We start from the raw sequence: 23,618 nt of genomic DNA on the forward strand, positions 1-23,618 counted from the left end.
CTCCGAGTGGTCGTTGACGGGCCAGCCCAGCCTACTGAGTCAGGCCGAGCCGGCACGGGGGAGCAGGCCGTGCTCGTACGCGTAGATCACCAGCTGCACGCGATCGCGGGCGTCGAGCTTGAGGAGCACGCGTCCGACGTGCGTCTTCACGGTCGACTCCGAGAGCACGAAGTCGGCCGCGATCTCGGTGTTGCTCCGGCCCTCTGCGATGGCGATGAGGATCTCGTGCTCGCGGGCGGTCAGCGACGACAGCCCGGGCGCCTCGGCGGCCGCCGGGCGGGGCAGCTCGGCGCCGAACAGCTCGATCATGCGGCGCGTGACACGGGGTGCGAGCGCGGCCTCGCCCGCGTGCACCGTTCGGATCGCACCCGCCAGCTCGACCGGGCGCGAGTCCTTCAGCAGGAATCCGCTCGCGCCGGCGCGGATCGCGGCGAACGCGTACTCGTCGAGGTCGAACGTGGTCAGCACGAGCACCCGGGTGGGTCGGCCGCCCGCCACGATCGCCTCGGTGGCCGCGATGCCGTCGACCCCCGGCATCCGCACGTCCATGAGCATGACGTCGACGTCGAGGGCGGCGACCAGGTCGATCGCGCTGCCGCCGTCGTTCGCCTCGCCGACGACGACGAGATCGGGTTCGGCCTCGAGCACCATGCGGAGGCCGGTGCGCACGAGCGCCTGGTCGTCGGCGATGGCGACTCGGATGGGCCGGCCGGCGGTGCTCATGGGCGTTCCTCCTCGGATTCGGCGTCGTCGCGGGAGCGGAGCTCGGCGTGCAGCTGCCAGCCGCGGATGGAACGGGGACCGGCCTCGAGTGTGCCCCCGTACAGCGCCACGCGTTCGCGCATGCCGACGAGGCCGTGGCCGCCGCTCGCAACCTCGGGGTTCGAGGCGGCGGCCGCGTCGTCGACGACGTCGACGTGCACCACGCCATCGACGTGCGCGACGCGGACCTCCACCGTATGCGCCGTCGCGGCGTACCGGAGCGCGTTCGTGAGGCCCTCCTGCACGATGCGATAGACCGTGAGCTGCAGGTTGGGATCCTCGATCGGCGGACCAGCGGTGGTCAGCTGCACCGGGAGGCCGGCCGAACGGAAGCGCTCGACGAGCGCCGGGATCGCGGCAGCGCCCGGCTGGGGCGCCAGTTCTTCGGAGGTCACGGCGGGCTCGGAGAGCACCCCGAGCATGCGCCGCATGTCGGCGAGGGCGGATCGACCGGTCTCGGCGACGAGCCGCATCGCGTCGGCGGCCCGATCGGGATCGCGGCCGGCGATCGCCGAGGAGCCGTCGGCCAGGGTCACCATCACCGTGAGGCCGTGCGAGACGATGTCGTGCATCTCGCGGGCGATCCGCGATCGTTCGACCGCCGTCGCGAGACGCGCCTGCTGGTCGCGTTCGCGGGCGAGGTCGTGTGCCCTCGCGATCAGGGCGTTCAGATAGCGACGGCGGTTGCCGACGGTCACTCCGATGAGCGTCGCGATCAGCAGCAGCACCGTGAACTGCGTCGCGGAGGCGGGTGCGTCGGCGCCGAACGGCGCGACCGTGTCGTCGGCGTGCGCCCAGACCGCGATGTACGACGACGCCGTCGCCACGACGACCGAACCGCCGAACCCGATCCACGCGGAACGGGTGGAGCCGTAGACGGCCAGCGCGTAGAGCCCGAGCAGCATGGGGAACACGTCGGTCGACCCGAACGGGTACACCACGAGGCAGACGCTCCACGAGACCACCAGGAGCAGCCAGGGGCGGCACCGACGAAAGAGCAGGATCGCGGCGCCGGCGACCGCGATGGCGACGAGCTGCGCGATCGTGATCCAGAGCGGCGGCGGCGTCGGGCCGAACCCGAGCACGAGCGAGCCGATGAACGTCGGCACGACGTAGAGGGCCGCGATCAGCGAGTCGGTGAGCCACGGATGCCGCGCCCAGAACTGGCGCACCACCCCGGGCGGCTTGGGCAGACGCAGTTCTCCCCCGACCACCGAAGCCGGGTAGCCGGGGGAGAAGGATGCGTCCGACATGTACGGGACTCTACGCGTCCCGTCGCTTCAGCAGCGCGGCGGCGCCGACGACGGATGCCGCGACCCAGCCGAGCACGATCAGCAGGTTCACCCACACGCCGAGGGCGTCGCCGGACGGGCCCGCGGTCGTCGACGTGAACATGTTCATGCCGGCGCTCGAGAGCAGGTACGGAACCAGGTCCTGGGCCCACTCGGCGGGGATCATCGCGAGCACCGTCGGCAGCAGCAGGATGAGCCCGAGCACTGCCGCGATGCCGCCTGCACTGCTGCGGAGCATCGTGCCCACGCCCAGCGCGAAGACCGACACGAGCGCGAGGTAGAGCGCCCCGCCGAGCAGCGGCAGGAACACGGCCGGGTCGGTCAGGCTCGCGGACACGTCGCTGCCGGCGAACACCGCCGACGAGACCGCGAAGGCCAGCAGGTTGGCGACGAGGCCGACCACGAACGTCGCGACGAACAGCACGACGGCCTTGGCCGCGAGCGCCGGGAGCCGCTTGGGCACGGCCGTGAGTGTCGAACGGATCATGCCCGTGGTGTACTCGCCGCTGATCACGAGCACGCCGAGCACGCCGGCGACGAGCTGGCCGAAATAGACGCCGAACACCGAGGCCTGCAGCACGAGCTGCGCCTGCTGGTCGGCCGGTGCCGCGCCGACGTCGAGCCCGCCGCCCATGCCGCCGACCATGCTCAGCGACATGATGAGCGCCATGCCGAGGGAGATCGCGATCACGATGAGGTACGACCACGTGGTGGAGCGGAGGCTGCGGAGCTTGATCCACTCGGAGCGGAGCACACCGGCGAAGGTCAGCGAGGTGGGGCGGGTGCGCTGCGAGGGGTGTGCCTGCTGCGCGGTGATGGCGGTCATCGGACGGCCTCCGTACGGTATTCGACGGCGTCGGAGGTCAGGGCCATGTAGGCCTCTTCGAGCGACGCGCTGAGCGGGGTGAGTTCGTGGATGGCGAGTCCGTGCTGTGCGGCGAGATCGCCGATGCCGGATGCCGGGAGCCCGGTCACCTCGAGCACGCCCGCCTCCGAGCGGATCACTGCGATCTCGGGGGCGGCGAGCAGCTCGGCGAGCTGCGAGGCGTGCGGTGAGCGCACGAGCACCCGCGCTCGCGTGCCGCCGGCGATGATGTCGGCGACCGGTGCGTCGGCGATGATCTCGCCGCGTCCGAGCACGATGAGGTGGTCGGCCGTGAGCGCCATCTCGCTCATGAGGTGCGAGGAGAGGAAGATCGTGCGGCCCTCGGATGCGAGGTGGCGCACGAACTGGCGCACCCACAGCACGCCCTCGGGGTCGAGGCCGTTGACCGGTTCGTCGAGGATGAGCGTCGCCGGGTCTCCGAGCATCGCGGCGGCGATGCCGAGTCGCTGGCCCATGCCGAGCGAGAATCCGCCGACGCGTTTGCGGGCGACGGATTCGAGGCCGGTGAGCTCGATGACCTCGCGCACCCGGCTCGCGCCGATGCCGTGCGTGGCCGCCATCGCGAGCAGGTGGTTGTAGGCGCTGCGGCCGGTGTGCACGGCCTTCGCGTCGAGCAGTGCGCCCACCTCGTGGAGCGGGGCTCGATGCGCCGCGTACGGCTTGCCGTTGACGGTCACGCCGCCGGCACTCGGTCGGTCGAGCCCGACGATCATGCGCATCGTGGTCGACTTGCCGGCGCCGTTGGGCCCGAGGAATCCGGTGACCTGTCCTGGCCGGACGGTGAAACTGATGTCGTTGACGGCCGTCTTCGCGCCGTAGCGCTTGACGAGCCCTTCTGCCGTGATCATGCCTGCAACGCTACGGATCGGCGGCGGGCCGCACATCCGCCTCGCGAATGGTCCGGGGCGGGTCGAGGTGGTACCGCGGTACCACCTCGACCCGCCCCGGATCGGCTGTCAGGCCTGCTGCGCGTCGCGCTCCTGCGCCACGAGGGCGCGGTCGACGCCGGCGAGGCGCTCGATGACGAGGCGGCGCAGGGCCGGCACGTCGGGGTGCGCGTCGAGCCAAGCACGGCTCGCGTCCGCGAGCCCCCGGTTCGCGAGCGGCGACGGGTACAGCCCGTCGACGAGCTTCTCGGCGATCGCGTAGCTGCGGGACTCCCACACGGGCTCGAGCATCGCGAAGTACCGCTCGACGAACGACTCGAGCAGGGCCGGATCGGTCGTGCGCACGAATCCGGCGGCCGACTCGCGCACGATCGTGTTCGTCGCGGTGTCGACGTCGATGAGCGAGGCCCAGGCGCGCTCCTTGCCCTCGACGGTCTGGATCGCGGCACGGGCGTGGGCGGCCGACTGCTGGCCGGTGGCCGTGTTGTCGTCGGCGAGTCGCGCGTCGATCTCGGCGTCGCCGGCGCGCCCCGACGCGACGAGGGCGATGAGCAGGCGCCAGCCGAGGTCGGCGTCGATCTCGAGGCCGTCGAGTCGCACGGTGCCCGCGAAGAGCCCGGCGAGGTCGTCGACGTGCGAGCCGTGCTCGGCCAGGCCCGCGAAGTTCGTCACGAACTGGAACTGGGCGTCGCTGCCGGCCTCGGCCTCCTGCGCGAGGCGCCAGAATCCGTCGGCGACCGCGCGGAGGGCGTCGGCCTGGCGGGACGGCTCGGTGTAGGCGCCCGCGGCGAGCGCCGCGTTGGCGAGCACGATGCGCAGGGTGGTCGACTCGGTCTCGCTCGCGATGTTGCCGAGCACGAGGGCGAGGTAGTCGCTCGCGCGCGTCTCGCCGTCGCGCGTGGCGTCCCACACCGAGCTCCAGACGAGGGCGCGGGCCAGCGGGTCCTCGATCTCGCTGAGGTTGGCGAGCGCGACGCCGTGCGAGGCGTCGTCGAGGCGGATCTTCGCGTAGGCGAGGTCGTCGTCGTTCAGCAGCACGAGCGCGGGGCGCGCGAGGCCGACGAGCTCGGCGACCTCGGTGCGCTCGCCGTCGACGTCGAGCTCGACGCGGTGGTCGCGCACGAGCTTGCCGTCGACGAGGTTGTAGAAGCCGATCGCGAGGCGGTGCGGGCGGATCGTGGGGTAGTCGGCTGGCGCCGACTGCAGCACCGTGAACGCGGTGATCCGGCCCTCGGCGTCGGTCTCGATCTCGGGGCGCAGCGTGTTGACGCCAGAGGTCTCGAGCCAGAGCTCGGACCACTCGGTCAGGTCGCGGCCGCTCGCGGCCTCGAGCTCGACGAGCAGGTCGGCGAGGGTTGTGTTGCCCCACTGGTGCTTCTGGAAGTAGGCCGAGACGCCCGCGAAGAACGCGTCGATGCCGACCCAGGCGACGAGCTGCTTCAGCACCGAGCCGCCCTTGGCGTACGTGATGCCGTCGAAGTTGACGAGCACGTCTTCGAGGTCGTTGATCGTCGCGACGATCGGGTGCGTCGAGGGCAGCTGGTCCTGGCGGTAGGCCCAGCTCTTCTCCATGGAGTTGAAGGTGGTCCACGCCTCGGTCCACTCGGTGGCCTCTGCGGTCGCGATGGTCGACGCCCATTCGGCGAACGACTCGTTCAGCCACAGGTCGTTCCACCACTTCATGGTGACGAGGTCGCCGAACCACATGTGTGCGAGTTCGTGCAGGATCGTGACGACACGACGTTCGCGGATCGCGTCGGTCACCTTCGAGCGGAACACGTACGCCTCGGTGAAGGTGACGGCGCCCGCGTTCTCCATGGCGCCGGCGTTGTACTCGGGCACGAAGAGCTGGTCGTACTTGGGGAACGGGTAAGGCACGCCGAACTTCGCCTCGAAGTATTCGAAGCCCTGCTTGGTCTTCTGGAACACGTAGTCGGCGTCGAGGTACTGGGAGAGGCTCTTGCGGCTGAACACGCCGAGCGGGATCACCCGGCCGTCGGAGCTCGTGAGTTCGTCGCGCACGACCGCGTACGGGCCGGCGATGAGCGCGGTGATGTAGCTCGAGATGCGCTGCGTGGGCTCGAACGCCCAGGTCTTCGCACCCTCGTGCGCGTCGGCGGGCTCGGGCGTCGGCGAGTTCGACACGACCTCCCAGTGCGCGGGCGCGGTCACCGTGAAGCGGAACGACGCCTTCAGGTCGGGCTGCTCGAACACGGCGAACATGCGGCGCGAGTCGGGCACCTCGAACTGGGTGTAGAGGTACACCTCGCCGTCGACGGGGTCGACGAAGCGGTGCAGGCCCTCACCGGTGTTCATGTACGTGCCGTCGGCCTCGACGACGAGCTCGTTCTGCGCGGCGAGGTTCGACAGCTGGATGCGCACGCCGTCGCTCACCTGTGCGGGGTCGAGGTCGACGCCGTTCAGCGTGACGCGGTGCACGGCGGCGGTGATGGCGTCGATGAAGGTCGAGGCGCCCGCGGTGGCGTCGAACCGCACCGTCGTCGTGGTCTTGAACACCTCGGGGCCGGTGGTCACATCGAGCACGACGTCGTAGTCGTGCACCGTGACGAGCGCCGCGCGCTCCTCGGCTTCGGATCGGGTGAGGTTCTCTCCAGGCACGTGGGCTCCTTCGCGGATATCTGCGCGGCTCGTGGCCGCGGGCAACGCGAACCAGCCTAGCCCTCGCCACCGGCCCCGGCATGGTGTGTTCGCCCGCAGCGAGGCCGCCCCGGGCGAGGCATCCCGAGCGAGCGGATGCCGCGCCGCAGCGCCGAGCGTCGGCTCACCAGTCGGAGCGCGCGTAGTCCTTCAGGAACACGCCGGTGACGTCTTCGCCGGCCTCGCCGCGCACGATGGGGTCGTAGACCCGGGCGGCGCCGTCGACGAGGTCGAGCGGGGCGTGGAAGCCCTCCTCGGCGAGTCGCACCTTGGTCGGGTGCGGGCGCTCGTCGGTGATCCACCCGGTGTCGACGCTCGTCATGAGGATGCCGTCGGCCAGCATCTCCTTCGCGCTCGTGCGCGTGAGCATGTTCATCGCGGCCTTGGCCATGTTCGTGTGCGGGTGTCCGGGGCCCTTGTAGCCGCGGCTGAACACGCCCTCCATCGCCGAGACGTTGACGACGTACGTGCGACGCGCCGGGGATGCGGCCATCGACGCCCGCAGTCGGCTCACGAGGATGAACGGGGCCGTCGTGTTGCAGAGCTGCACCTCGAGCATCTCGAGCGGATCGACGTCCTGCACGACCGCGCTCCAGCTGTTCTCGTGGTGGAGGTCGGGCACGAGGCCGCCCGCGTCGATCGCGGTGCGGTCCGCGAGGCGGGCGAGCGAGCTCGAGCCTGGTGCGAGGGCGAGCGCGGTGAGGTCGTCGGCGGTCATGGTCCCGGCGAACAGTCCCGACGAGAGCACCGGGTGGCTGGACACCGAGTCGGCGAGCGCGAGCGGGTGCGCGTCGTTCGTGTGGCCGAAGCTCACGAGCTCGGGCATCGGGCCGTCGGGCAGCGGCGAGGACTCGGCCTCGACGAGCGGCGAGTACGAGCCGGGGGAGCGGCGCACGGTCTGCGCGGCGTTGTTGATGAGGATGTCGAGGGGGCCCTGTGCGGCGACGTCGTCGGCGAGCGCGATGACCTGCGCCGGGTCGCGCAGGTCGATGCCGACGATGCGGAGCCGGTGCAGCCACTGGTCTGCGTCGGGCATGGCGGCGAAGCGCCGAGCCGCATCGCGCGGGAACCGGGTCGTGATCGTGGTGTGCGCGCCGTCGCGAAGCAGCCGCAGCGCGATGTACATGCCGATCTTCGCCCGGCCGCCCGTGAGCAGTGCGCGCCGGCCGGTCAGGTCGGTGCGGGCGTCGCGCTTGGCGTGGCTCATGGCGGCGCACGTCGGGCAGAGCTGGTGGTAGAACGCGTCGACGAGCGTGTACCGCTGCTTGCAGATGTAGCAGGGGCGGGCGACGAGCAGTTCACCAGCGGTGCGCGCGTCGGTGCCGCTCACGAGGTCGGCCCCGCGCGTCTCGTCGTCGATGCGGGTCGGCGCGCCCGTCGCCGTCGCCGCGATGACCGCGCGATCGGCGTCCTGGATCACCTTGCGCTTGACCAGCCTGCGGGCGGACTTGACCGACTTGAACATCTTCGCGGTGGCGTGACGCACCGTCTCGAAGTCGGGGTCGGTCTCGTCGAGCTCGCTGAGCGAGGCCAGCACGCGCAGCGTCGCCTCGAGGTCGGCGGCGTCGATCTTGGGCGCGCTGGAGTCGGCGTGGTCGGCGGTGGGCATCCGCTGATTCTACGGCGTGTCGTCCGACGGTTGGCTGTGTGCGTTGCGCTCGCCGCGGTGCCGGTCAACCGTGCGCGCACCCGCGGCCCGCCGCGGCATCCGCACCGGGAGTAGCGTGACGCCATGAGCACCAGCACCGACGCCACGGCCTCGACCGCCGAGCGCTACCGCGCCTTCGCCGACGTGGAGGCGAGCGGCATGTCGGCGACGTACGAGGCATGGGCCGACGGCGTGGCGACGGATGCCGCGGTGCAGGCCCTGATCGACGAACTGCCCCCGCCCAAACGCCAACCCAACCTGGTGTTCTCGGCCGCGCGCCTGCTCGGTGCCGAACCCGGCCCGTACCCGGCGTTCGCCGCCTGGCTCGCCGAGCACTGGAGCGCGGTGCGCGAGGTCGCCCTCTCGCATGCGACGCAGACCAACGAGGCCGCGCGCTGCGCCCTGCTCCTGCCCGTGCTCTCCGGCATCGAGGGTCCGATCGCGCTGCTCGAGGTGGGCGCCTCGGCCGGCCTCTGCCTGTACCCCGACCGGTACGGGTACCGGTACACGGGCCATGCCGTCGGGGGTTCGGTGCGGCTCGATCCCATTCCCGGACCGGGCAGAGGCGACGGCGCCGTGGAGCTCGAGTGCACGGTGCGAGGCGGCACCCCGGTTCCCGTGCCGAGCCGAATGCCCGAGATCGTCTGGCGTTCGGGCATCGACCTGAACCCGCTCGACGTGCGTTCCGAAGCGGATGTCGCGTGGCTCGACGCCCTCGTCTGGCCCGAGCACGACGACCGACGGGCGCGGCTCAGTGCCGCCGCCGCGATCGCCGCCGCCGACCCGCCGCACCTCGTGAGCGGCGACCTCAACGAGCAGCTCGCGGCGCTCGCCGCAACCGCCCCGGCCGACGCGACCCTCGTCGTGTTCCACACGGCCGTGCTCATGTACCTCGACGAGCCGGGTCGTGATCGCTTCGTGCGACAGGTGGGTGACCTGCCAGGGCACTGGGTCTCCGCGGAGGCCCGCCGGGTCCTCCGCGGCATCCGCCTGCGCGACGAGGTGCCGAACGAGCCCAGCGACCTCGTGCTCGCCCTCGACGGCGTGCAGGTCGCCTGGGCGCAGCCGCACGGGCGGGCGCTCACGTGGGCGCCGAATCCCTAGACTCGACGCATGCGCATCCATATCGCGACCGACCACGCCGGCCTCGAGTTCAGCCGTACGCTCGTCGACCACCTGACCAACGCCGGTCACGAGGTGCTCGACCACGGACCCGCCGAGTACGACGCCCTCGACGACTACCCGGCCTTCTGCATCAACGCAGCGCTCGCCGTGGCCGCCGACCAGTCGGCGGGCGTGCACGCGCTCGGCATCGTCTTCGGCGGTTCGGGCAACGGCGAGCAGATCGCCGCGAACAAGGTCGTCGGCGTGCGCGCGGCCCTCGTGTGGAGCATGGACACCGCGATCCTCGCGCGCCAGCACAACGACGCGAACGTCATCTCGATCGGTGCGCGCCAGCACACCGTCGAAGAGGCGATCCGGTACATCGACGCGTTCATCGCGGAGCCGTTCTCGGGCGATGAGCGCCACGTGCGCCGCATCGCGCAGCTCGCCGAGTACGAGACCACGGGCGACATCGCGGGCAAGGGCGTCGACCGCCCGGCGGCGACCGAGGCGTAGGCGCCGCGTGCCTGAGGGGCATTCCGTCCACCGCATCACCCGGCAGTTCGAGCGCAACTTCGTCGGGCACGTCGTGCGCGTCTCGAGCCCGCAGGGCCGGTTCGTGCAGGGTGCGGCCGACCTCGACGGCCGCCGGGTGACCGATGCGCGGGCCGTCGGCAAGCAGATGTTCCTCGGGTTCGAGGGAGACCGGTGGCTGAGGGTGCACCTCGGCATGTACGGCGCGTGGGACTTCGCGGGCGACATCCTGATGGACGCCACGATCGCGTCGGCGAACGGCCGCATGGGCCAGACCAACCAGCGCGGCACCTTCCTCGACGCCGAGAATCCCGACGCCGTGGTGCTCGACTCGGCAGGAGAGAACTCGATCACCTCGATCGGCGCGCCGCGGCGCACGCGCCTGCGCATGTCCGAGTCCGAGAAGGAGGGCGCGCGCCCCGAGACGTTCCCGCCGGAGCCGATCGGCCAGGTGCGGGTGCGGCTGCTCACCGAGACGGTGTGCGCCGACCTGCGCGGCCCGACCGCATGCGAGGTGCTCGACCCGGCGCAGGTCGAGGCGATCGTCGCGAAGCTCGGCCCCGACCCCTTGCTCGATCCCGGTCCCGCCTCCGAAGAGCGCTTCACGAGCGTCGTGCGGCGCAAGCCGACGCCCATCGGGTTGCTCCTCATGGACCAGAACGTCGTCGCCGGCATCGGCAACGTCTACCGCGCCGAACTGCTGTTCCGTGCCCGGCTGAACCCGCACACGCCGGGCCGGCTGGTTCCCGAGGAGGTCGTGCGCGACCTCTGGCGCGACTGGGCGAAGCTGCTCGCGATCGGCGTCGAGACCGGGCAGATGATGACCATGGACGACCTCGACCCCGAGGCCTATCGTGCCGCGATGGCCAGCCGCGACGACCGCCACTGGGTCTACAAGCGCGAGGGGCAGCCGTGCCGCGTGTGCGGAACGAACATCGTGCTCGAGGAGATGGGCGCCCGCAAGCTCTACTGGTGCCCGAGGTGCCAGGCATGACAATGCGACCGACGGATGCCGCGGCGCCGCTGCTCCTCGCCGGTGCGCGCCTGCCGGGCGGGGCCGGCCTCGTCGACCTGCACGTCGCCGACGGACGCGTCTCGTCGATCCGGCCGTCAGGCGGCCCGATCGAGCCGCAGGCCGAGCGCGTCGCCGTTCGTCGGGTCGAGCTCGACGGCCGATTCGTCGTTCCTGGGCTGCACGACCGTCACGTGCATGCCTCGCAATGGGCCATGGTGTCGCGGCGGCTCGACCTCGCCTCGGCCGACTCGGCCGCGGGCGCCGCGGCGCTCGTCGCGGCCTCCGTCGACGCCGGTGCGACCGAGGTCATCGGCTTCGGCTACCGCGACGGGCTGTGGGCCGATGCGCCGACGCGCCAACGCCTCGACGCGGTGTCGGGCGAGGTGCCCGTCGTGCTCGTCTCGGCCGACCTGCACGCCTGCTGGGTGAACTCGGCCGCAGCACGCCGGCACGGCGTGCTCGAGGCGGCCGGCCAGTCCGGCATCCTCCGTGAAGGCGACTGCTTCGCGCTCGTGCGCGAGCTCGACGACATCGCCGACCACGTGCTCGACGAATGGGTGGGCGAGGCCGCCGATCGGGCCGCCGCACGCGGCGTCGTCGGCGTCACCGACTACGAGATGCGATGGAACCGCGATGACTGGGCCAGGCGGGCCGCCCGCGGCATCCGCTCGCTCAGGGTGTCGTTCGGCGTCTACACGCAGCACTTCGAGCGGGCGATCGTCGACGGGCTCCGCACGGGCGAAGCGGTCGAGGGCACGGGCGGGCTCGTGACCGTCGGCGGCTACAAGGTCATCACCGACGGCTCGCTGAACACGCGCACCGCCTGGTGCTTCGACCCGTATCCGGGCCTCGAGGGCCACGAGCACCCGTACGGGCTCTCGACGGTGCCGTTCGACGAGCTCGTGCCGCTCATGCGACGCGCGGTCGAAGCCGGGCTCACGCCGGCCGTGCACGCGATCGGCGACCACGCCAACGCACGCGTGCTCGACGCCTTCGAGGCGCTCGGCAGCGACGGCTGGGCGCGACGCGGCTCGATCGAGCACGCGCAGCTGCTCCGACGCGACGACGTGGCGCGCTTCGCCGAGCTCGGCGTCGTGGCGAGCGTGCAGCCCGAGCACGCCATGGACGACCGCGACGTCGCCGAGCACTACTGGCCGGGCCGCACCGACCGCGCGTTCATGCTCGCCGACCTCGCGGCGGCGGGCGTCGAGCTCGCCCTCGGGTCCGATGCGCCCGTGGCGCCGCTGGATCCGTGGGTCGCGATCGCCGCCGCCGTCGGCCGCACCCGCGACGGCCGGGACCCGTGGCATCCCGAGCAGGCGATCGAGGCGAGGGTCGCGCTCGCCGCGTCGACGAACGGCGCCGGTGCCGAGGTGCGAGCGGGCGCCGCGGCGGACCTCGCGGTGATCGAACTCGACCCGTTCGCCGCCGGCGCCGACGCACTGCGTACGATGCCGGTCGCCGCGACATTGCTGGGCGGCCGGTTCACGCACTCGACGCTCGGGTAGCCCGAGCCGGCACGATCGCCCACGGGGGAAAACCCCCGAACCGACTCGGGCGTCCTCCGGCTGGGGCGGCGGGCCGCGGTTCGCGAGGCTTGTTCCATGCTCCAGACCCGCCTCCGCAGACCCGGCGCGACGATCGGCAGCGCCATGGCCGCTCTCGCCGCCGGCGGCCTCGTCGCGCTCGCGTTCGCCGGGTGCGGCATCGTCGCCCCCGGTCCCGTCGACACGGTCGGCGAGGTCGACTTCGACACGCCCCTCGCGATCCCGCCGCTCGCGGAGTCGCACGTCGATGCCGACGGCACGCGCGTGTTCGCACTCGACGCGCGGGCCGGCTCCACCGAGTTCGCGCCCGGCGTCGCGAGCGAGAGCTGGGGGTTCAACGGCACGTACCTCGGTCCGACGCTCGTCGCCGACCGCGGCGAGCACGTGCGCGTCGACGTCACGAACTCGCTCGACGAGCCCACGACGGTGCACTGGCACGGCATGCACCTTCCGGCCGCGATGGACGGCGGCCCGCACCAGATGGTCGCTCCGGATGCCTCGTGGTCGCCCGAGTGGACGATCGACCAGCCCGCGGCCACGCTCTGGTACCACCCCCACCCGCACGGCGAGACCGAGGCGCACGTCGCGAAGGGCCTCGCGGGTATGTTCGTGCTCCACGACGAGGCGGAGCGAGCGCTCGGCCTGCCCGGCGAGTACGGCGTCGACGACGTACCGGTGATCGTGCAGGACGCCGGGTTCTCGGCCGACGGCGCACGCGAGGACCCGCAGCGCGGATACGCCGGCGGCCTCGGCGACGAGGTGCTCGTGAACGGCACCCGCGGTCCGTACCTCGACGCGACCACCGAGCTCGTGCGGCTGCGGTTGCTGAACGCCTCGACCGCGCGCACGTACGCCTTCACGTGGGGCGACGCGCGACCGATCGAGCTCATCGCGACCGACGGCGGGCTGCTCGAGGCATCCGTCGCCCTCGATCATGTGCGCCTGTCGCCCGGAGAGCGCGCCGAGGTGCTGCTGCGGCTCGCACCGGGGGAGCGGGTCGTGCTCCAGTCGCGCATGACCGCCGAGATCGCGGGGCTCGAGTCGGTCGTGGCGTCGATGAACGGCGGTGCCGACGCGTTCGACGTGCTCGAGGTGCGCGCCGCCGAAGAACTGCAGCCGGCGGCATCCGCCCCCACCGAGCTCGCGAGCATCGATGACTTCGACCCGGCCGAGGTCGTGACCACCCGCCGCTTCGAGCTCGGCGACAGCTTCGAGATCAACGGCGAGGCCATGGACATGGGACGCATCGACGAGACCGTCACCGTGAACACGCTCGAGCGATGGATCGTCGAGAACACCAACGCCGTGCCGCACAGCTTCCACGTGCACGACGTGCAGTTCCGCATCGCCTCGATCGACGGCGAGGCGCCGCCGGCCGAGCTCGCCGGGTGGAAGGACACGATCTTCACCGAACCCGAGACCACGTACGAACTGCTCATGCGCTTCGACGACTACGCCGACCCGAGCACGCCGTACATGTACCACTGCCACCTGCTGTGGCACGAGGATCAGGGCATGATGGGCCAGTTCGCCGTCGTCGAGCCCGGTCAACGTGCGACGATGAGCGAAGGAACCCACCATGAGCACTGAGACGATGCCAGCCGACCGCGCCGCGAGCGAGGTCGACCCGACGGCGACGGATGCCGCGCCGCGCCGTCGCAGCTACTGGCGCCTCTGGGCCGGCGTGCCCCGCGAGCTGGGCTTCCTCATCCTGACCATGCCGATCGCGATCCTCGGCCTGGTGGTCGTCTCGACCCTGTTCTTCACGGGCATCGGCACCATCGCGCTCGTCTTCGGCATCTTCCTCATCGTCGCCGCGCTCGGCACGGCACGAGGCTTCGGCGTGCTCGAGCTCGTGCGGCTCCGGGGGGCCGGCCGCCCGCCGATCGCGCCGCCGGTCTGGAACCGCAACGGACGTGGGAGCGGCTTCTGGAGGTCGCTGTTCGAGCCGTTCATCGACGGACACTACTGGCTGTACCTGCTGCACACGCTCATCATCAATCCGATCGTGAGCATCGTGACCTGGAGCCTCACGATCACGTGGATCTCGGCGGCGCTCGGCGGCACGACCAGCTGGATGTGGCGCGGTTTCATCCCCGAGTACGACCGCGACCTGTGGCTGCACGAGGTCGTGCTGGACTACCTCTTCCCGAACAACGACTTCGCGATCGAGCCGTGGCTCGGCGAGACCGTGTTCGAGTTCATCGTCGGACTGATCTTCCTCGGCACGCTGCCGTTCGTGTTCCGCGGGCTCACCGTGCTGCACGACCTCATCGCGCGCGGTGTGCTCGGAGCGTGGCGCAGCGAGGCGCTCGAGGTCGAGGTCACCCGGCTCGCCGCGTCGCGCGGTGCGGCGGTGCAGGCCGAGGACGCGTCGCTCCGCCGCCTCGAGCGCGACATCCACGACGGGCCGCAGCAGCGCCTCGTGCGCCTGCAGATGGACCTGGCGAGCATCGAGCGCGCGATCGACCGCGACCCCGATGCCGCACGGGGCATGCTCGGCGAGGCCCGCGAGCAGGCCCGCGAGACGCTCGACGAGCTCCGCGCGCTCTCCCGCGGATTCGCGCCGCCGATCCTGCAGGACCGCGGCCTCGCGGTCGCCCTCGAGTCGCTCGCCGCACGCAGCATCGTGCCCGTGACGGTCGAGCTCGACCTGCCGACGGATGCCGCGCTGCCGGCCTCGATCGAACGCAACGTCTACTTCGTGGCCGCCGAGCTGCTGACGAATGCGGTCAAGCACGCCGAGGCGAGCGGCATCCGCCTGCGCGTCGGCCTGCGCGACACGGGTGCGAGCGGACGGTGGATCGACCTCTGGGTCACCGACAACGGGCGCGGCGGCGCATCGGCGGTTCCCGGGCACGGGCTCGCCGGGCTCGACGAACGCGTGCGGGGGCTCGACGGGGTGCTCGTCGTGGACAGCCCGGTCGGCGGACCGACCTCGATCGGCGCGCACGTGCCGTATGTCGCGCTCGCGGCATCCGACCGCCCCTGACACCGCTCCGCACACGGCCGGTCGAGGAGCGACGCACGAGCGTCTCGAGACCCGCCGCCGCCGCTCGATAGTGTGGGCGCATGACCGATCCGGCCACGCGCCCACCGCTCCGCATCGTGCTCGCAGAGGACTCCGTGCTGCTCCGCGAGGGGCTCGTGCGGCTCTTCGGCGAAGCCGGGTTCGAGACGGTCGCGGCCTACGGCGATGCCGAAGCCCTGCTCGCCGACCTCGCGGCGACGGCGCCCGATGTCGCGGTGCTCGACGTGCGGATGCCCCCGACCTTCCGCGACGAGGGCGTGCGCGCGGCGATCGAGATCCGGCGACGGATGCCGCGGGCGGGCGTCCTGCTGCTGAGCCAGTACGTCGAGGGCACATACGCCAACGAGCTCCTCTCGTCGGGCGAGGGCGGCATGGGCTACCTGCTGAAGGACCGCGTCGCGTCGCTCGACGAACTGCAGGACGCCGTCGAGCGGGTGAGCCAGGGCGGCACCGTGCTCGACCCGCTGGTCGTTCGCGAACTGCTCGCCCGTCGCGGCGACCCGCTCGCCTCGCTGACTCCGCGCGAGCGCGAGGTCATGGGGCTCATGGCCGAGGGTCGCACGAACGCGGGCATCGCGAAGCAGTTGTTCATCGGCGTCGGCGCGGTCGAGAAGAACGTCACCTCGATCTTCCAGAAGCTCGGCCTCGAGGATTCGGGCACCGACCACCGCCGGGTGCTCGCGGTGCTCGCCTGGCTGCAGCGCTAGTCGCCAGGCGTCGAGGGACGGGCGCCAGGACTCGGGCGTCAGGACTCGGGCGTCAGGCGTCGGGGTCAAGGCTCAGGCGTCGGGCGAGCGCCGCAACGGAATGTGCACGCGGAGGATGTGCGCGTAGCTGCGGTATCCCCACCTCATCCAGAGCACGAAGGCGACCCCGGCCAGTACCGCGCCAGCGGCGAGTGCCCAGCCGGCAGAGCCGGTCGCCGCGTACACGAGGGCGCCGACCAGCAGCCCGCCGATGGCGGTGTTGACCACGAGCATCACCATCATCGAGCTCGCGAAGACCTGCGAGCGGTCGCGAGTGGCGAACGGGAAGTACGTGCGATGGATGCCGGGGCCGTCATCGGTCGTGCCCATCAGGAGGTAGGGCCCGATGCCGGGGTCGAGGTCGACGTAGGCGCCGCGCAGCCGGTTCATCGCGAGCACGTAGGCGAGGTCCTCGGTGGCGGTGTTGAACACGCGGATCTGCGTGATGACGCCGAGCAGCACGAGGAGCACCAGAACCCCGATGGCCGCGAGCCCGAACCAGCCGCGGAACCCGGTCGCGTTGCCGAGCACGCCGAGCGTCACGAGCCCCGCCGAGACGAGCGTGAGGAAGATCGCGATGCGGGTGAGCACCTCGCTCTGCGTCGTGCTGCGCGAGGCCAGCAGGCTCCAGTGCTCGGTGGCCAGCATCTGCGCGCGCAACGACTTCTGCGCGTCGGTGAGCGGCGCATCGGTGGGCGGCACCGACGACGGAACGGGCCCGGATGCGTCGGCCGTCATAGCGGCATTCTGCACCCGGGCCCGTCAGGCCGCCAGCGTCGGGTCTAGGCGACGGCGACGTGCGAGGAGAGGAACCAGCGGTCCTTGTCGAGGCCGCGACGGATCTCGATCACGACGTCCTGGCTGGCCGGGTCGAGCTCCGCCAGGCCCTCGATCGCGGCGTTCACGCGCTGCGTGACGACGTCGATCTGCGCGACCACGTCGGCGATGGCCTGCTCGTACGGCAGGAAGCCGAGTTTGGGGTTCGCGCCGGCGGTCTTCGAGGCCACGGTCGCGAGGCGCCCGTCGATCGGCAGGCCCAGTGCGACGACGCGCTCGGCGGCCGTGTCGGACCAGTCCTGCGCGTGGTCGACGACCGTGTCGAGCAGCTCGTGCACGGCGATGAAGTTCGCGCCCCGAACGTGCCAGTGCGCCTGCTTGCCGTTCACGGCGAGTGCGATGAGTTCCTGCACGACGGGCGTGAGGAACTGTGCGGCTCCTGCGGCCACATCGGCCGTGGATCCCGTCTGCGGTGCGGTCTGGATGTCGGTCATCTGGTCAACCTTCCCTGAAGCTTCTGTTCGGCTGTCAGGTACAACGCTACGCAGGTTGCGCGGTATTTCAAGGAAGGGAAGGCTCGGCTGATCCGGCCTCCCTGTTCGCCATGAGCGGATGCCGCGGCATCCCGAAACGGACGGTGAGACGACGAACGCCCCGCCGGATGCGGACCGGGCGGGGCGTCGAATGGAGGGGATGACGGGAATCGAACCCGCGTGATCAGTTTGGAAGACTGAGGCTCTACCATTGAGCTACATCCCCGTGACCCGCTTGCGGGCACTTGCATCATCGTAATGCATCGCGGCGGCCGGCTCGTGCACCGGCGCGTCCGCGTGCGGCACCGCGCAGGATCGCGGCTCGACCGTACAGTAGACTTTCCCGGGTCCACGCGTGTTGATGCGCGTTTCGGCGTGCCTCGGCGTGTGGACAGACGAGTCGGGTCAACGACTCGGGGCGTAGCTCAGCTTGGCTAGAGCGCCCGCTTTGGGAGCGGGAGGTCGCAGGTTCGAATCCTGTCGCCCCGACGGGTCGTGAGACTCGACACGAACTTCCACCAAACAGGAGATCTTCACATGCCGACCACTTCGGTTGAGAAGCTGAGCCCCACTCGCGCCAAGCTCACCATCTCGGTGACGCCCGAGGAGCTGAAGCCCAGCATCGCCCACGCGTACGAGCACATCGCCGAGCAGGTGAACGTGCCCGGCTTCCGCAAGGGCAAGGTGCCGCCGCCCATCATCGACCAGCGCGTCGGCAAGGGCGCCGTGCTCGAGCACGCCGTCAACGAGGGCCTCGACGGGTTCTTCCGCGCCGCCGTCGCCGAACACGAGCTGCGCCCCCTCGGCCGTCCCGAGGCGGACATCGTCGAGTGGCCCAGCGACAAGGACTTCTCCGGCGACCTCCTCCTCGCGATCGAGGTCGACGTGCGTCCCGAGATCGAGCTTCCCTCGTACGACGGCCTCGAGATCACCGTCGACTCGGTCGAGGTGGGCGACGACGAGGTCACCGAAGAGCTCGAGCGCCTGCGCTCGCGCTTCGGCACGCTCGTCACCGTCGACCGTCCGGCCGCGAAGGGCGACTTCGTGACGCTCGACCTGGTCGCCACGATCGAGGGCGTCGAGGTCGACACCGCCAACGGCATCTCCTACGAGCTCGGCTCGGGCGAGCTGCTCGAGGGCATCGACGAGGCGCTCGACTCGCTCACCGCCGGTGAGTCGACGACGTTCGCGTCCAAGCTGCTCGGCGGCGAGCACGAGGGCCAGACCGCCGAGATCTCCGTGACCGTCGGTGCCGTCAAGGAGCGCGAGCTCCCCGCGGCCGACGACGACTTCGCGCAGATCGCGAGCGAGTTCGACACGCTCGACGAGCTCACCGCGAGCCTCACCGAGCAGGTCGCCCGCAACAAGTCGTTCGGTCAGGGCACGCAGGCCCGCGACCTCCTCGTCGACAAGCTCCTCGAGCTCGTCGAGGTGCCGGTCGCCGACGCCGTCATCGAAGACGAGGTGCACCGCCACCTCGAGGGCGAGAACCGCCTCGAAGACGACGAGCACCGCGCCGAGGTCACCGAGGCCAGCACGAAGGCCTTCAAGACGCAGATCGTGCTCGACGCGATCGCCGAGGCCGAGCAGGTCAAGGTCAGCCAGGAGGAGCTCACGCAGTACCTCGTGCAGGGTGCCGCGCAGTACGGCATGGACCCGAACGAGTTCGTGCAGATCCTGAGCCAGCAGGGCCAGATCCCCGCCATGGTCGGCGAGGTCGCGCGCAACAAGGCGCTCGCGATCGCGCTCGGCAAGGCGAAGGTCTCCGACGCCGAGGGCAAGGCCGTCGACCTCTCCGAGTTCACGGCCGTCGCCGGCGACGACGAGGCGGCCGACGAGGCCCCCGCAGCCGACGAGGCTCCGGCCCCGAAGAAGCGCGCCACCAAGAAGGCCGCCGCCGAGGCCGAGGCCGAGGCTCCGGCCGAGGACGCCGCGGATGCCGCAGAAGAGAAGAAGCCGGCCCGCAAGCGCGCGCCGAAGAAGGCCGACGCCGAGTAACTCGGTCGAGCACTCGACGCAGGGCCGGACGTCTCCACGTCCGGCCCTGCGTCGTCTCCTGGAGGAGCACATGGACGACTGGCAGCAGCGCATCGACGCGATCTGGAACGACACGTCGGGCGTCCTCGTCGACGACGAGCTCATCGCGCGCATCGACGCGATCGCCGCGGAGCGGGGCGACGACGACGCGCAGGCCGTGCTCGAGCGCGCGGGGGCTCGCGACTCGGCCGGACGCCCCGACGAGGCGGTGCCCCTCTACGAGCGCGCGCTGCGCCTCGGGCTCGACGACGAGAACCGCCCGCAGGCGGTGATCCAGATGGCGAGCAGCATCCGCAACCTCGGTGACAACGACCGCGCCCTCGAACTGCTCGAGGCCGAGCTGCGAGAGCATCCCGACGCGCCCTACCGCGACGAGGTGGCCGCGTTCCTCGCGCTGGCGCTCGTGAGTGCGGGCAGCGCCGAGCGCGCGGCATCCGTCGCCCTGCTCACGCTCGCACCCCACCTGCGGCGCTACACGCGTTCGGTCACGAACTACGCGCGCGAACTGCTCGACTGACACGGCCGACCTGTCCGCGGGTCCGCCGAGCGGATGCCGCGTGGGGGCGCCGATCGACGGCGCCGCGACCCCCGGCGCTCCGCTGTGGGCGAACCCGGCGCGACGCGGCATCCGCCGAGGGCGAACACCCCCGTTCCCGCGTGTTGCACCGGATAGATTCGACACAACGCGACAACCGCAGAAGGAGCGACACATGGCCGAAGCGACACCCGGCACCGGAGTTTTCGATCGACTGCTGAAGGACCGCATCATCTGGCTCGGGTCCGAAGTGCGTGATGAGAACGCCAACGAGATCGCAGCCAAGCTGCTGCTGCTGGCCGCCGAAGACCCGAAGAAGGACATCTACCTCTACGTCAACTCGCCCGGCGGGTCGATCACGGCGGGCATGGCGATCTACGACACGATGCAGTTCGTGCCGAACGACATCGTCACCGTGGGCATCGGCATGGCCGCGTCCATGGGGCAGCTGCTCCTCACGGCCGGCACCAAGGGCAAGCGGTACATCACGCCGAACGCGCGAGTGCTCCTGCACCAGCCGCACGGCGGGTTCGGCGGCACCTCGAGCGATATCCAGACGCAGGCCCAGCTCATCGTCTCGATGAAGAACCGCCTCGCCGAGATCACCGCGGCGCAGACCGGCAAGTCGGTCGAGCAGATCAACGCCGACGGCGACCGCGACCGCTGGTTCACCGCGCAGGAGGCCCTCGAGTACGGCTTCGTCGACCACATCCGCGAGTCGGCGCTCGACGTCGCCGGCGGCGGCGGAACCCAGGCGTAGGCATCGAGAGAAGAGAGAACGAGCGAATGTCAGTACCCAACTTCGGTGGCACCGCCTTCAACGGCGTGCAGGCCCCCGGTTCGCGCTACATCCTGCCGAGCTTCGAGGAGCGCACCGCCTACGGCTACAAGCGCCAGGACCCCTACGCCAAGCTCTTCGAGGACCGCATCATCTTCCTCGGCGTCCAGGTCGACGACGCGTCGGCCGACGACATCATGGCGCAGCTGCTGGTGCTCGAGTCGATGGACCCCGACCGCGACATCATCATGTACATCAACTCGCCCGGCGGCTCGTTCACGGCCATGACGGCGATCTACGACACGATGCAGTACATCCGCCCCGAGGTCATGACGGTCGTCCTCGGCCAGGCCGCATCGGCCGCAGCGGTGCTCGCCGCGGCGGGCACGCCCGGCAAGCGTCTCGCGCTGCCGAACGCCCGTGTGCTGATCCACCAGCCCGCCATGGGCGAGGCCGGCCACGGTCAGGCGTCCGACATCGAGATCCAGGCGGCCGAGATCCTGCGCATGCGCACCTGGCTCGAGGAGACGCTCTCGCGTCACTCGAACCGCACGCCCGAGCAGGTCAACACCGACATCGACCGCGACAAGATCCTCTCCGCGCAGGAGGCGTTCGAGTACGGGCTCATCGACCAGGTGCTCACCTCGCGCAAGGCACTGCCGGCCATCACGCGCTGACCTCCGAGCGTGACGAACGCGGCGGATGGCGGGCTGTTCGACAGCCGTGCCATCCGCCGCGTCTCCGTGTTCGACGATGCGCAGATCGATCCGACGGCGTGGCCGGCGACGATTCCCGCGATCGCCGAGGTTATCCGCCGACGCGGCCTCGAGTTCGAGTCGGGGCTCACGTTCCTCGTCGGCGAGAACGGCAGCGGCAAGTCGACGCTGCTCGAGGGCATCGCGACCGCCTACGGACTGCCCCCTGAGGGCGGCAGCAGCAACGGCGGACGATCGACCAGACCGACCGAGTCGCCACTCTCCGACTGGCTTCGCATCGAGCGCAGCCCGTCCGCACCGCGGTGGGGCTTCTTCCTCCGCGCCGAGACGATGCACGGCTACTACAGCTATCTCGAGGCGCTGCCCGAGAGTCCCGACCGGCACCTCCACGCACTGAGTCACGGCGAGTCGTTCAACGACCTGCTCGACAACAAGCTCAACCATCCGCATCATCGTGCCGGGCTGGTCTGCCTCGACGAGCCGGAGGCCGCCCTGTCGTTCGCATCCGTCCTCGGCTGGATCGCGGGACTCGATCGCATGGTCGCACGCGGCACCCAGGTCATCTGCGCCACCCACTCGCCCATCCTCGCCTCGGTTCCGGGGGCGACCATCCTCGAACTGGGGGAGTGGGGCATCCGCGAGGCCCGGTGGGAGGATCTCGAACTCGTGGCGCACTGGCGCTCCTACCTCGACGATCCCCGGCGTTACCTGCGCCACCTGATCGGGTGAACCGGGGTTCGCCGCGGGCGAACCTCCGTGGCGTGTCGAATCGCGCGGGCTACGCCGCAACGGTGCGATCTCGGGCTAGGCTCGGACCAGACTCGTCGACAGGGAGGGTTCGATGGCACGCATCGGAGAGAGCGCCGATCTGCTCAAGTGCTCGTTCTGCGGAAAGAGCCAGAAGCAGGTCCAGCAGCTGATCGCTGGGCCGGGCGTCTACATCTGCGACGAATGCGTCGAGCTCTGCAACGAGATCATCGAGGAGCGTCTCGCCGAGTCCGGCGAGACCGAGGCCGGGGAGTTCGAACTCCCGAAGCCCAAAGAGATCTTCGGGTTCCTCGAGGAGTACGTCATCGGCCAGGAGGCGGCCAAGAAGGCCCTCGCCGTCGCCGTCTACAACCACTACAAGCGCGTTCGCGCGAAGTCGACCCTCACGACCGCCGACCGCGCGCACGACGACGTCGAGATCGCCAAGTCGAACATCCTGCTCATCGGACCGACGGGCTGCGGCAAGACCTACCTGGCGCAGACGCTCGCGAAGCAGCTCAACGTGCCGTTCGCCGTCGCCGACGCCACGGCCCTGACCGAGGCCGGGTACGTCGGCGAAGACGTCGAGAACATCCTCCTGAAGCTCATCCAGGCCGCCGACTACGACGTCAAGCGCGCCGAGACGGGCATCATCTACATCGACGAGATCGACAAGATCGCGCGCAAGGCCGAGAACCCGTCGATCACGCGCGACGTTTCGGGCGAGGGCGTGCAGCAGGCGTTGCTGAAGATCCTCGAGGGTACCGTCGCCTCCGTGCCCCCGCAGGGCGGGCGCAAGCACCCGCATCAGGAGTTCATCCAGATCGATACCACCAACGTGCTGTTCATCGTCGCGGGCGCGTTCTCGGGCCTCGAGAGCATCATCTCGTCGCGTGCGGGCAAGCGCGGCATCGGGTTCGGCGCTCCACTGCACAATAAAGAGAGCGACGCACAGCTGTTCAGCGAGGTGCTCCCCGAGGACCTGCACAAGTTCGGCCTGATCCCCGAGTTCATCGGCCGCCTGCCGGTCGTCGCGACGGTGACGCCGCTCGATCGCGAGGCCCTCATGGAGATCCTCACCGAGCCGAAGAACGCCCTCGTCAAGCAGTATCAGCGCATGTTCGAGATCGACGGCGTGCAGCTCGACTTCGAAGAGGCCGCGCTCGAGGCGATCGCCGACCTGGCCGTGCTCCGGCAGACCGGCGCCCGTGGGCTCCGCGCCATCATGGAGGAGGTGCTCGGACCCATCATGTTCGAGGTGCCGTCGTCCACCGGTGTGGCCAGGGTCGTCGTCACGAAGGGGGCCGTGCTCGACAACGCGGCGCCGACGATCGTGCCGCACAAGCCGCGCCGCGCCGAGAAGTCCGCCTGACCCAGGGCACGGC

The 23,618-nt window shown here is 70.7% G+C and carries 21 protein-coding genes and 2 tRNA genes; 14 read left to right on the plus strand and 9 right to left on the minus strand.

Translation table 11 applies throughout. The features are described from left to right. Window positions 1-39 precede the first annotated feature (39 nt). The 6 genes from ATC03_RS09095 to ATC03_RS09120 all read right to left on the minus strand — a co-directional run bounded on the left by ATC03_RS09095 (window position 40) and on the right by ATC03_RS09120 (window position 8,094). Entirely contained in the window at window positions 40-723 is a 684-nt protein-coding gene (locus ATC03_RS09095) for a response regulator (RefSeq protein ID WP_055857442.1), read from the minus strand. Then, complete coding sequence (locus ATC03_RS09100) at window positions 720-2,015, minus strand: sensor histidine kinase (protein WP_084003402.1); 1,296 nt, start codon at window positions 2,013-2,015, stop codon at window positions 720-722. Before ATC03_RS09100 ends, ATC03_RS09095 begins: the two co-directional genes overlap by 4 nt. Before the next feature lie 10 nt (window positions 2,016-2,025). Next, window positions 2,026-2,880 carry an ABC transporter permease gene (locus ATC03_RS09105; protein ID WP_067875897.1) on the minus strand — a complete coding sequence of 285 codons (855 nt, stop codon included), beginning with the start codon at window positions 2,878-2,880 and terminating at the stop codon, window positions 2,026-2,028. Continuing rightward, on the minus strand, window positions 2,877-3,788 hold the full coding sequence (locus ATC03_RS09110) for an ABC transporter ATP-binding protein (RefSeq protein ID WP_067875900.1): 912 nt from the start codon (window positions 3,786-3,788) through the stop codon (window positions 2,877-2,879). Before ATC03_RS09110 ends, ATC03_RS09105 begins: the two co-directional genes overlap by 4 nt. A gap of 108 nt (window positions 3,789-3,896) precedes the next feature. Next, window positions 3,897-6,446 (minus strand): aminopeptidase N, encoded by a 2,550-nt coding sequence (gene pepN / locus ATC03_RS09115; protein ID WP_067875903.1) that lies wholly within the window; start codon window positions 6,444-6,446, stop codon window positions 3,897-3,899. A gap of 163 nt (window positions 6,447-6,609) precedes the next feature. After that, window positions 6,610-8,094, minus strand: coding sequence for an SDR family NAD(P)-dependent oxidoreductase (locus ATC03_RS09120; RefSeq protein WP_067875905.1), 1,485 nt, complete (start codon window positions 8,092-8,094; stop codon window positions 6,610-6,612). Between the two features lie 123 nt (window positions 8,095-8,217). Between ATC03_RS09120 and ATC03_RS09125 the strand changes: the two genes are divergently transcribed. The 7 genes from ATC03_RS09125 (at window position 8,218) to ATC03_RS09155 (ending at window position 16,071) form a co-directional block, all read left to right on the plus strand. Next, on the plus strand, window positions 8,218-9,237 hold the full coding sequence (locus ATC03_RS09125) for a DUF2332 domain-containing protein (RefSeq protein ID WP_067875908.1): 1,020 nt from the start codon (window positions 8,218-8,220) through the stop codon (window positions 9,235-9,237). Between the two features lie 9 nt (window positions 9,238-9,246). Then, entirely contained in the window at window positions 9,247-9,753 is a 507-nt protein-coding gene (locus ATC03_RS09130) for a ribose-5-phosphate isomerase (RefSeq protein WP_067875911.1), read from the plus strand. 7 nt (window positions 9,754-9,760) lie between these two features. After that, a complete protein-coding gene (locus tag ATC03_RS09135; protein ID WP_067875914.1) occupies window positions 9,761-10,765 on the plus strand; it encodes an Fpg/Nei family DNA glycosylase in 1,005 nt (334 codons plus the stop codon). Continuing rightward, complete coding sequence (locus tag ATC03_RS09140) at window positions 10,762-12,294, plus strand: amidohydrolase (RefSeq protein WP_067881794.1); 1,533 nt, start codon at window positions 10,762-10,764, stop codon at window positions 12,292-12,294. Before ATC03_RS09135 ends, ATC03_RS09140 begins: the two co-directional genes overlap by 4 nt. A gap of 96 nt (window positions 12,295-12,390) precedes the next feature. Beyond that, the gene (locus ATC03_RS09145) at window positions 12,391-13,923 is read left to right on the plus strand and encodes a multicopper oxidase family protein (protein ID WP_067875917.1); all 1,533 of its coding nucleotides are present in this window, start codon (window positions 12,391-12,393) and stop codon (window positions 13,921-13,923) included. Beyond that, the gene (locus ATC03_RS09150; protein WP_227820270.1) at window positions 13,913-15,325 is read left to right on the plus strand and encodes a sensor histidine kinase; all 1,413 of its coding nucleotides are present in this window, start codon (window positions 13,913-13,915) and stop codon (window positions 15,323-15,325) included. The genes ATC03_RS09145 and ATC03_RS09150 overlap by 11 nt, the downstream gene beginning before the upstream one ends. An 80-nt stretch (window positions 15,326-15,405) precedes the next feature. Next, window positions 15,406-16,071: a response regulator transcription factor gene (locus ATC03_RS09155; RefSeq protein ID WP_067875921.1), complete on the plus strand. Its 666-nt coding sequence runs from the start codon at window positions 15,406-15,408 to the stop codon at window positions 16,069-16,071. A 72-nt stretch (window positions 16,072-16,143) separates the two neighbouring features. On the opposite strand, the gene ATC03_RS09160 is transcribed toward ATC03_RS09155, so the two are convergent. The 3 genes from ATC03_RS09160 to ATC03_RS09170 all read right to left on the minus strand — a co-directional run bounded on the left by ATC03_RS09160 (window position 16,144) and on the right by ATC03_RS09170 (window position 17,646). Further along, window positions 16,144-16,848: a hypothetical protein gene (locus ATC03_RS09160; RefSeq protein WP_067875924.1), complete on the minus strand. Its 705-nt coding sequence runs from the start codon at window positions 16,846-16,848 to the stop codon at window positions 16,144-16,146. A gap of 44 nt (window positions 16,849-16,892) precedes the next feature. After that, window positions 16,893-17,381 (minus strand): Dps family protein, encoded by a 489-nt coding sequence (locus ATC03_RS09165; protein ID WP_067875927.1) that lies wholly within the window; start codon window positions 17,379-17,381, stop codon window positions 16,893-16,895. Window positions 17,382-17,572: 191 nt separating this feature from the next. Next, window positions 17,573-17,646 (minus strand) — tRNA-Gly (locus ATC03_RS09170). A gap of 188 nt (window positions 17,647-17,834) precedes the next feature. Between ATC03_RS09170 and ATC03_RS09175 the strand changes: the two genes are divergently transcribed. The 7 genes from ATC03_RS09175 to clpX all read left to right on the plus strand — a co-directional run bounded on the left by ATC03_RS09175 (window position 17,835) and on the right by clpX (window position 23,605). Then, window positions 17,835-17,909: transfer RNA gene (locus tag ATC03_RS09175), tRNA-Pro, on the plus strand. Window positions 17,910-17,957: 48 nt separating this feature from the next. Then, window positions 17,958-19,418, plus strand: a complete 1,461-nt coding sequence (gene tig / locus ATC03_RS09180) for a trigger factor (protein ID WP_067875930.1) — start codon at window positions 17,958-17,960, stop codon at window positions 19,416-19,418. A 70-nt stretch (window positions 19,419-19,488) separates the two neighbouring features. Next, entirely contained in the window at window positions 19,489-19,974 is a 486-nt protein-coding gene (locus ATC03_RS09185) for a tetratricopeptide repeat protein (RefSeq protein ID WP_067875936.1), read from the plus strand. Between the two features lie 193 nt (window positions 19,975-20,167). Then, window positions 20,168-20,752 (plus strand): ATP-dependent Clp protease proteolytic subunit, encoded by a 585-nt coding sequence (locus ATC03_RS09190; protein ID WP_055857472.1) that lies wholly within the window; start codon window positions 20,168-20,170, stop codon window positions 20,750-20,752. Window positions 20,753-20,778: 26 nt separating this feature from the next. Beyond that, entirely contained in the window at window positions 20,779-21,447 is a 669-nt protein-coding gene (locus tag ATC03_RS09195; protein WP_067875939.1) for an ATP-dependent Clp protease proteolytic subunit, read from the plus strand. A gap of 9 nt (window positions 21,448-21,456) precedes the next feature. After that, complete coding sequence (locus ATC03_RS09200; RefSeq protein WP_227820271.1) at window positions 21,457-22,215, plus strand: AAA family ATPase; 759 nt, start codon at window positions 21,457-21,459, stop codon at window positions 22,213-22,215. A gap of 112 nt (window positions 22,216-22,327) precedes the next feature. Continuing rightward, window positions 22,328-23,605, plus strand: a complete 1,278-nt coding sequence (gene clpX, locus ATC03_RS09205; protein ID WP_067875942.1) for an ATP-dependent Clp protease ATP-binding subunit ClpX — start codon at window positions 22,328-22,330, stop codon at window positions 23,603-23,605. Window positions 23,606-23,618 lie beyond the last annotated feature (13 nt).

Origin of the sequence: Agromyces aureus (assembly GCF_001660485.1) — a bacterium.
Classification (GTDB): Bacteria; Actinomycetota; Actinomycetes; order Actinomycetales; family Microbacteriaceae; genus Agromyces; species Agromyces aureus.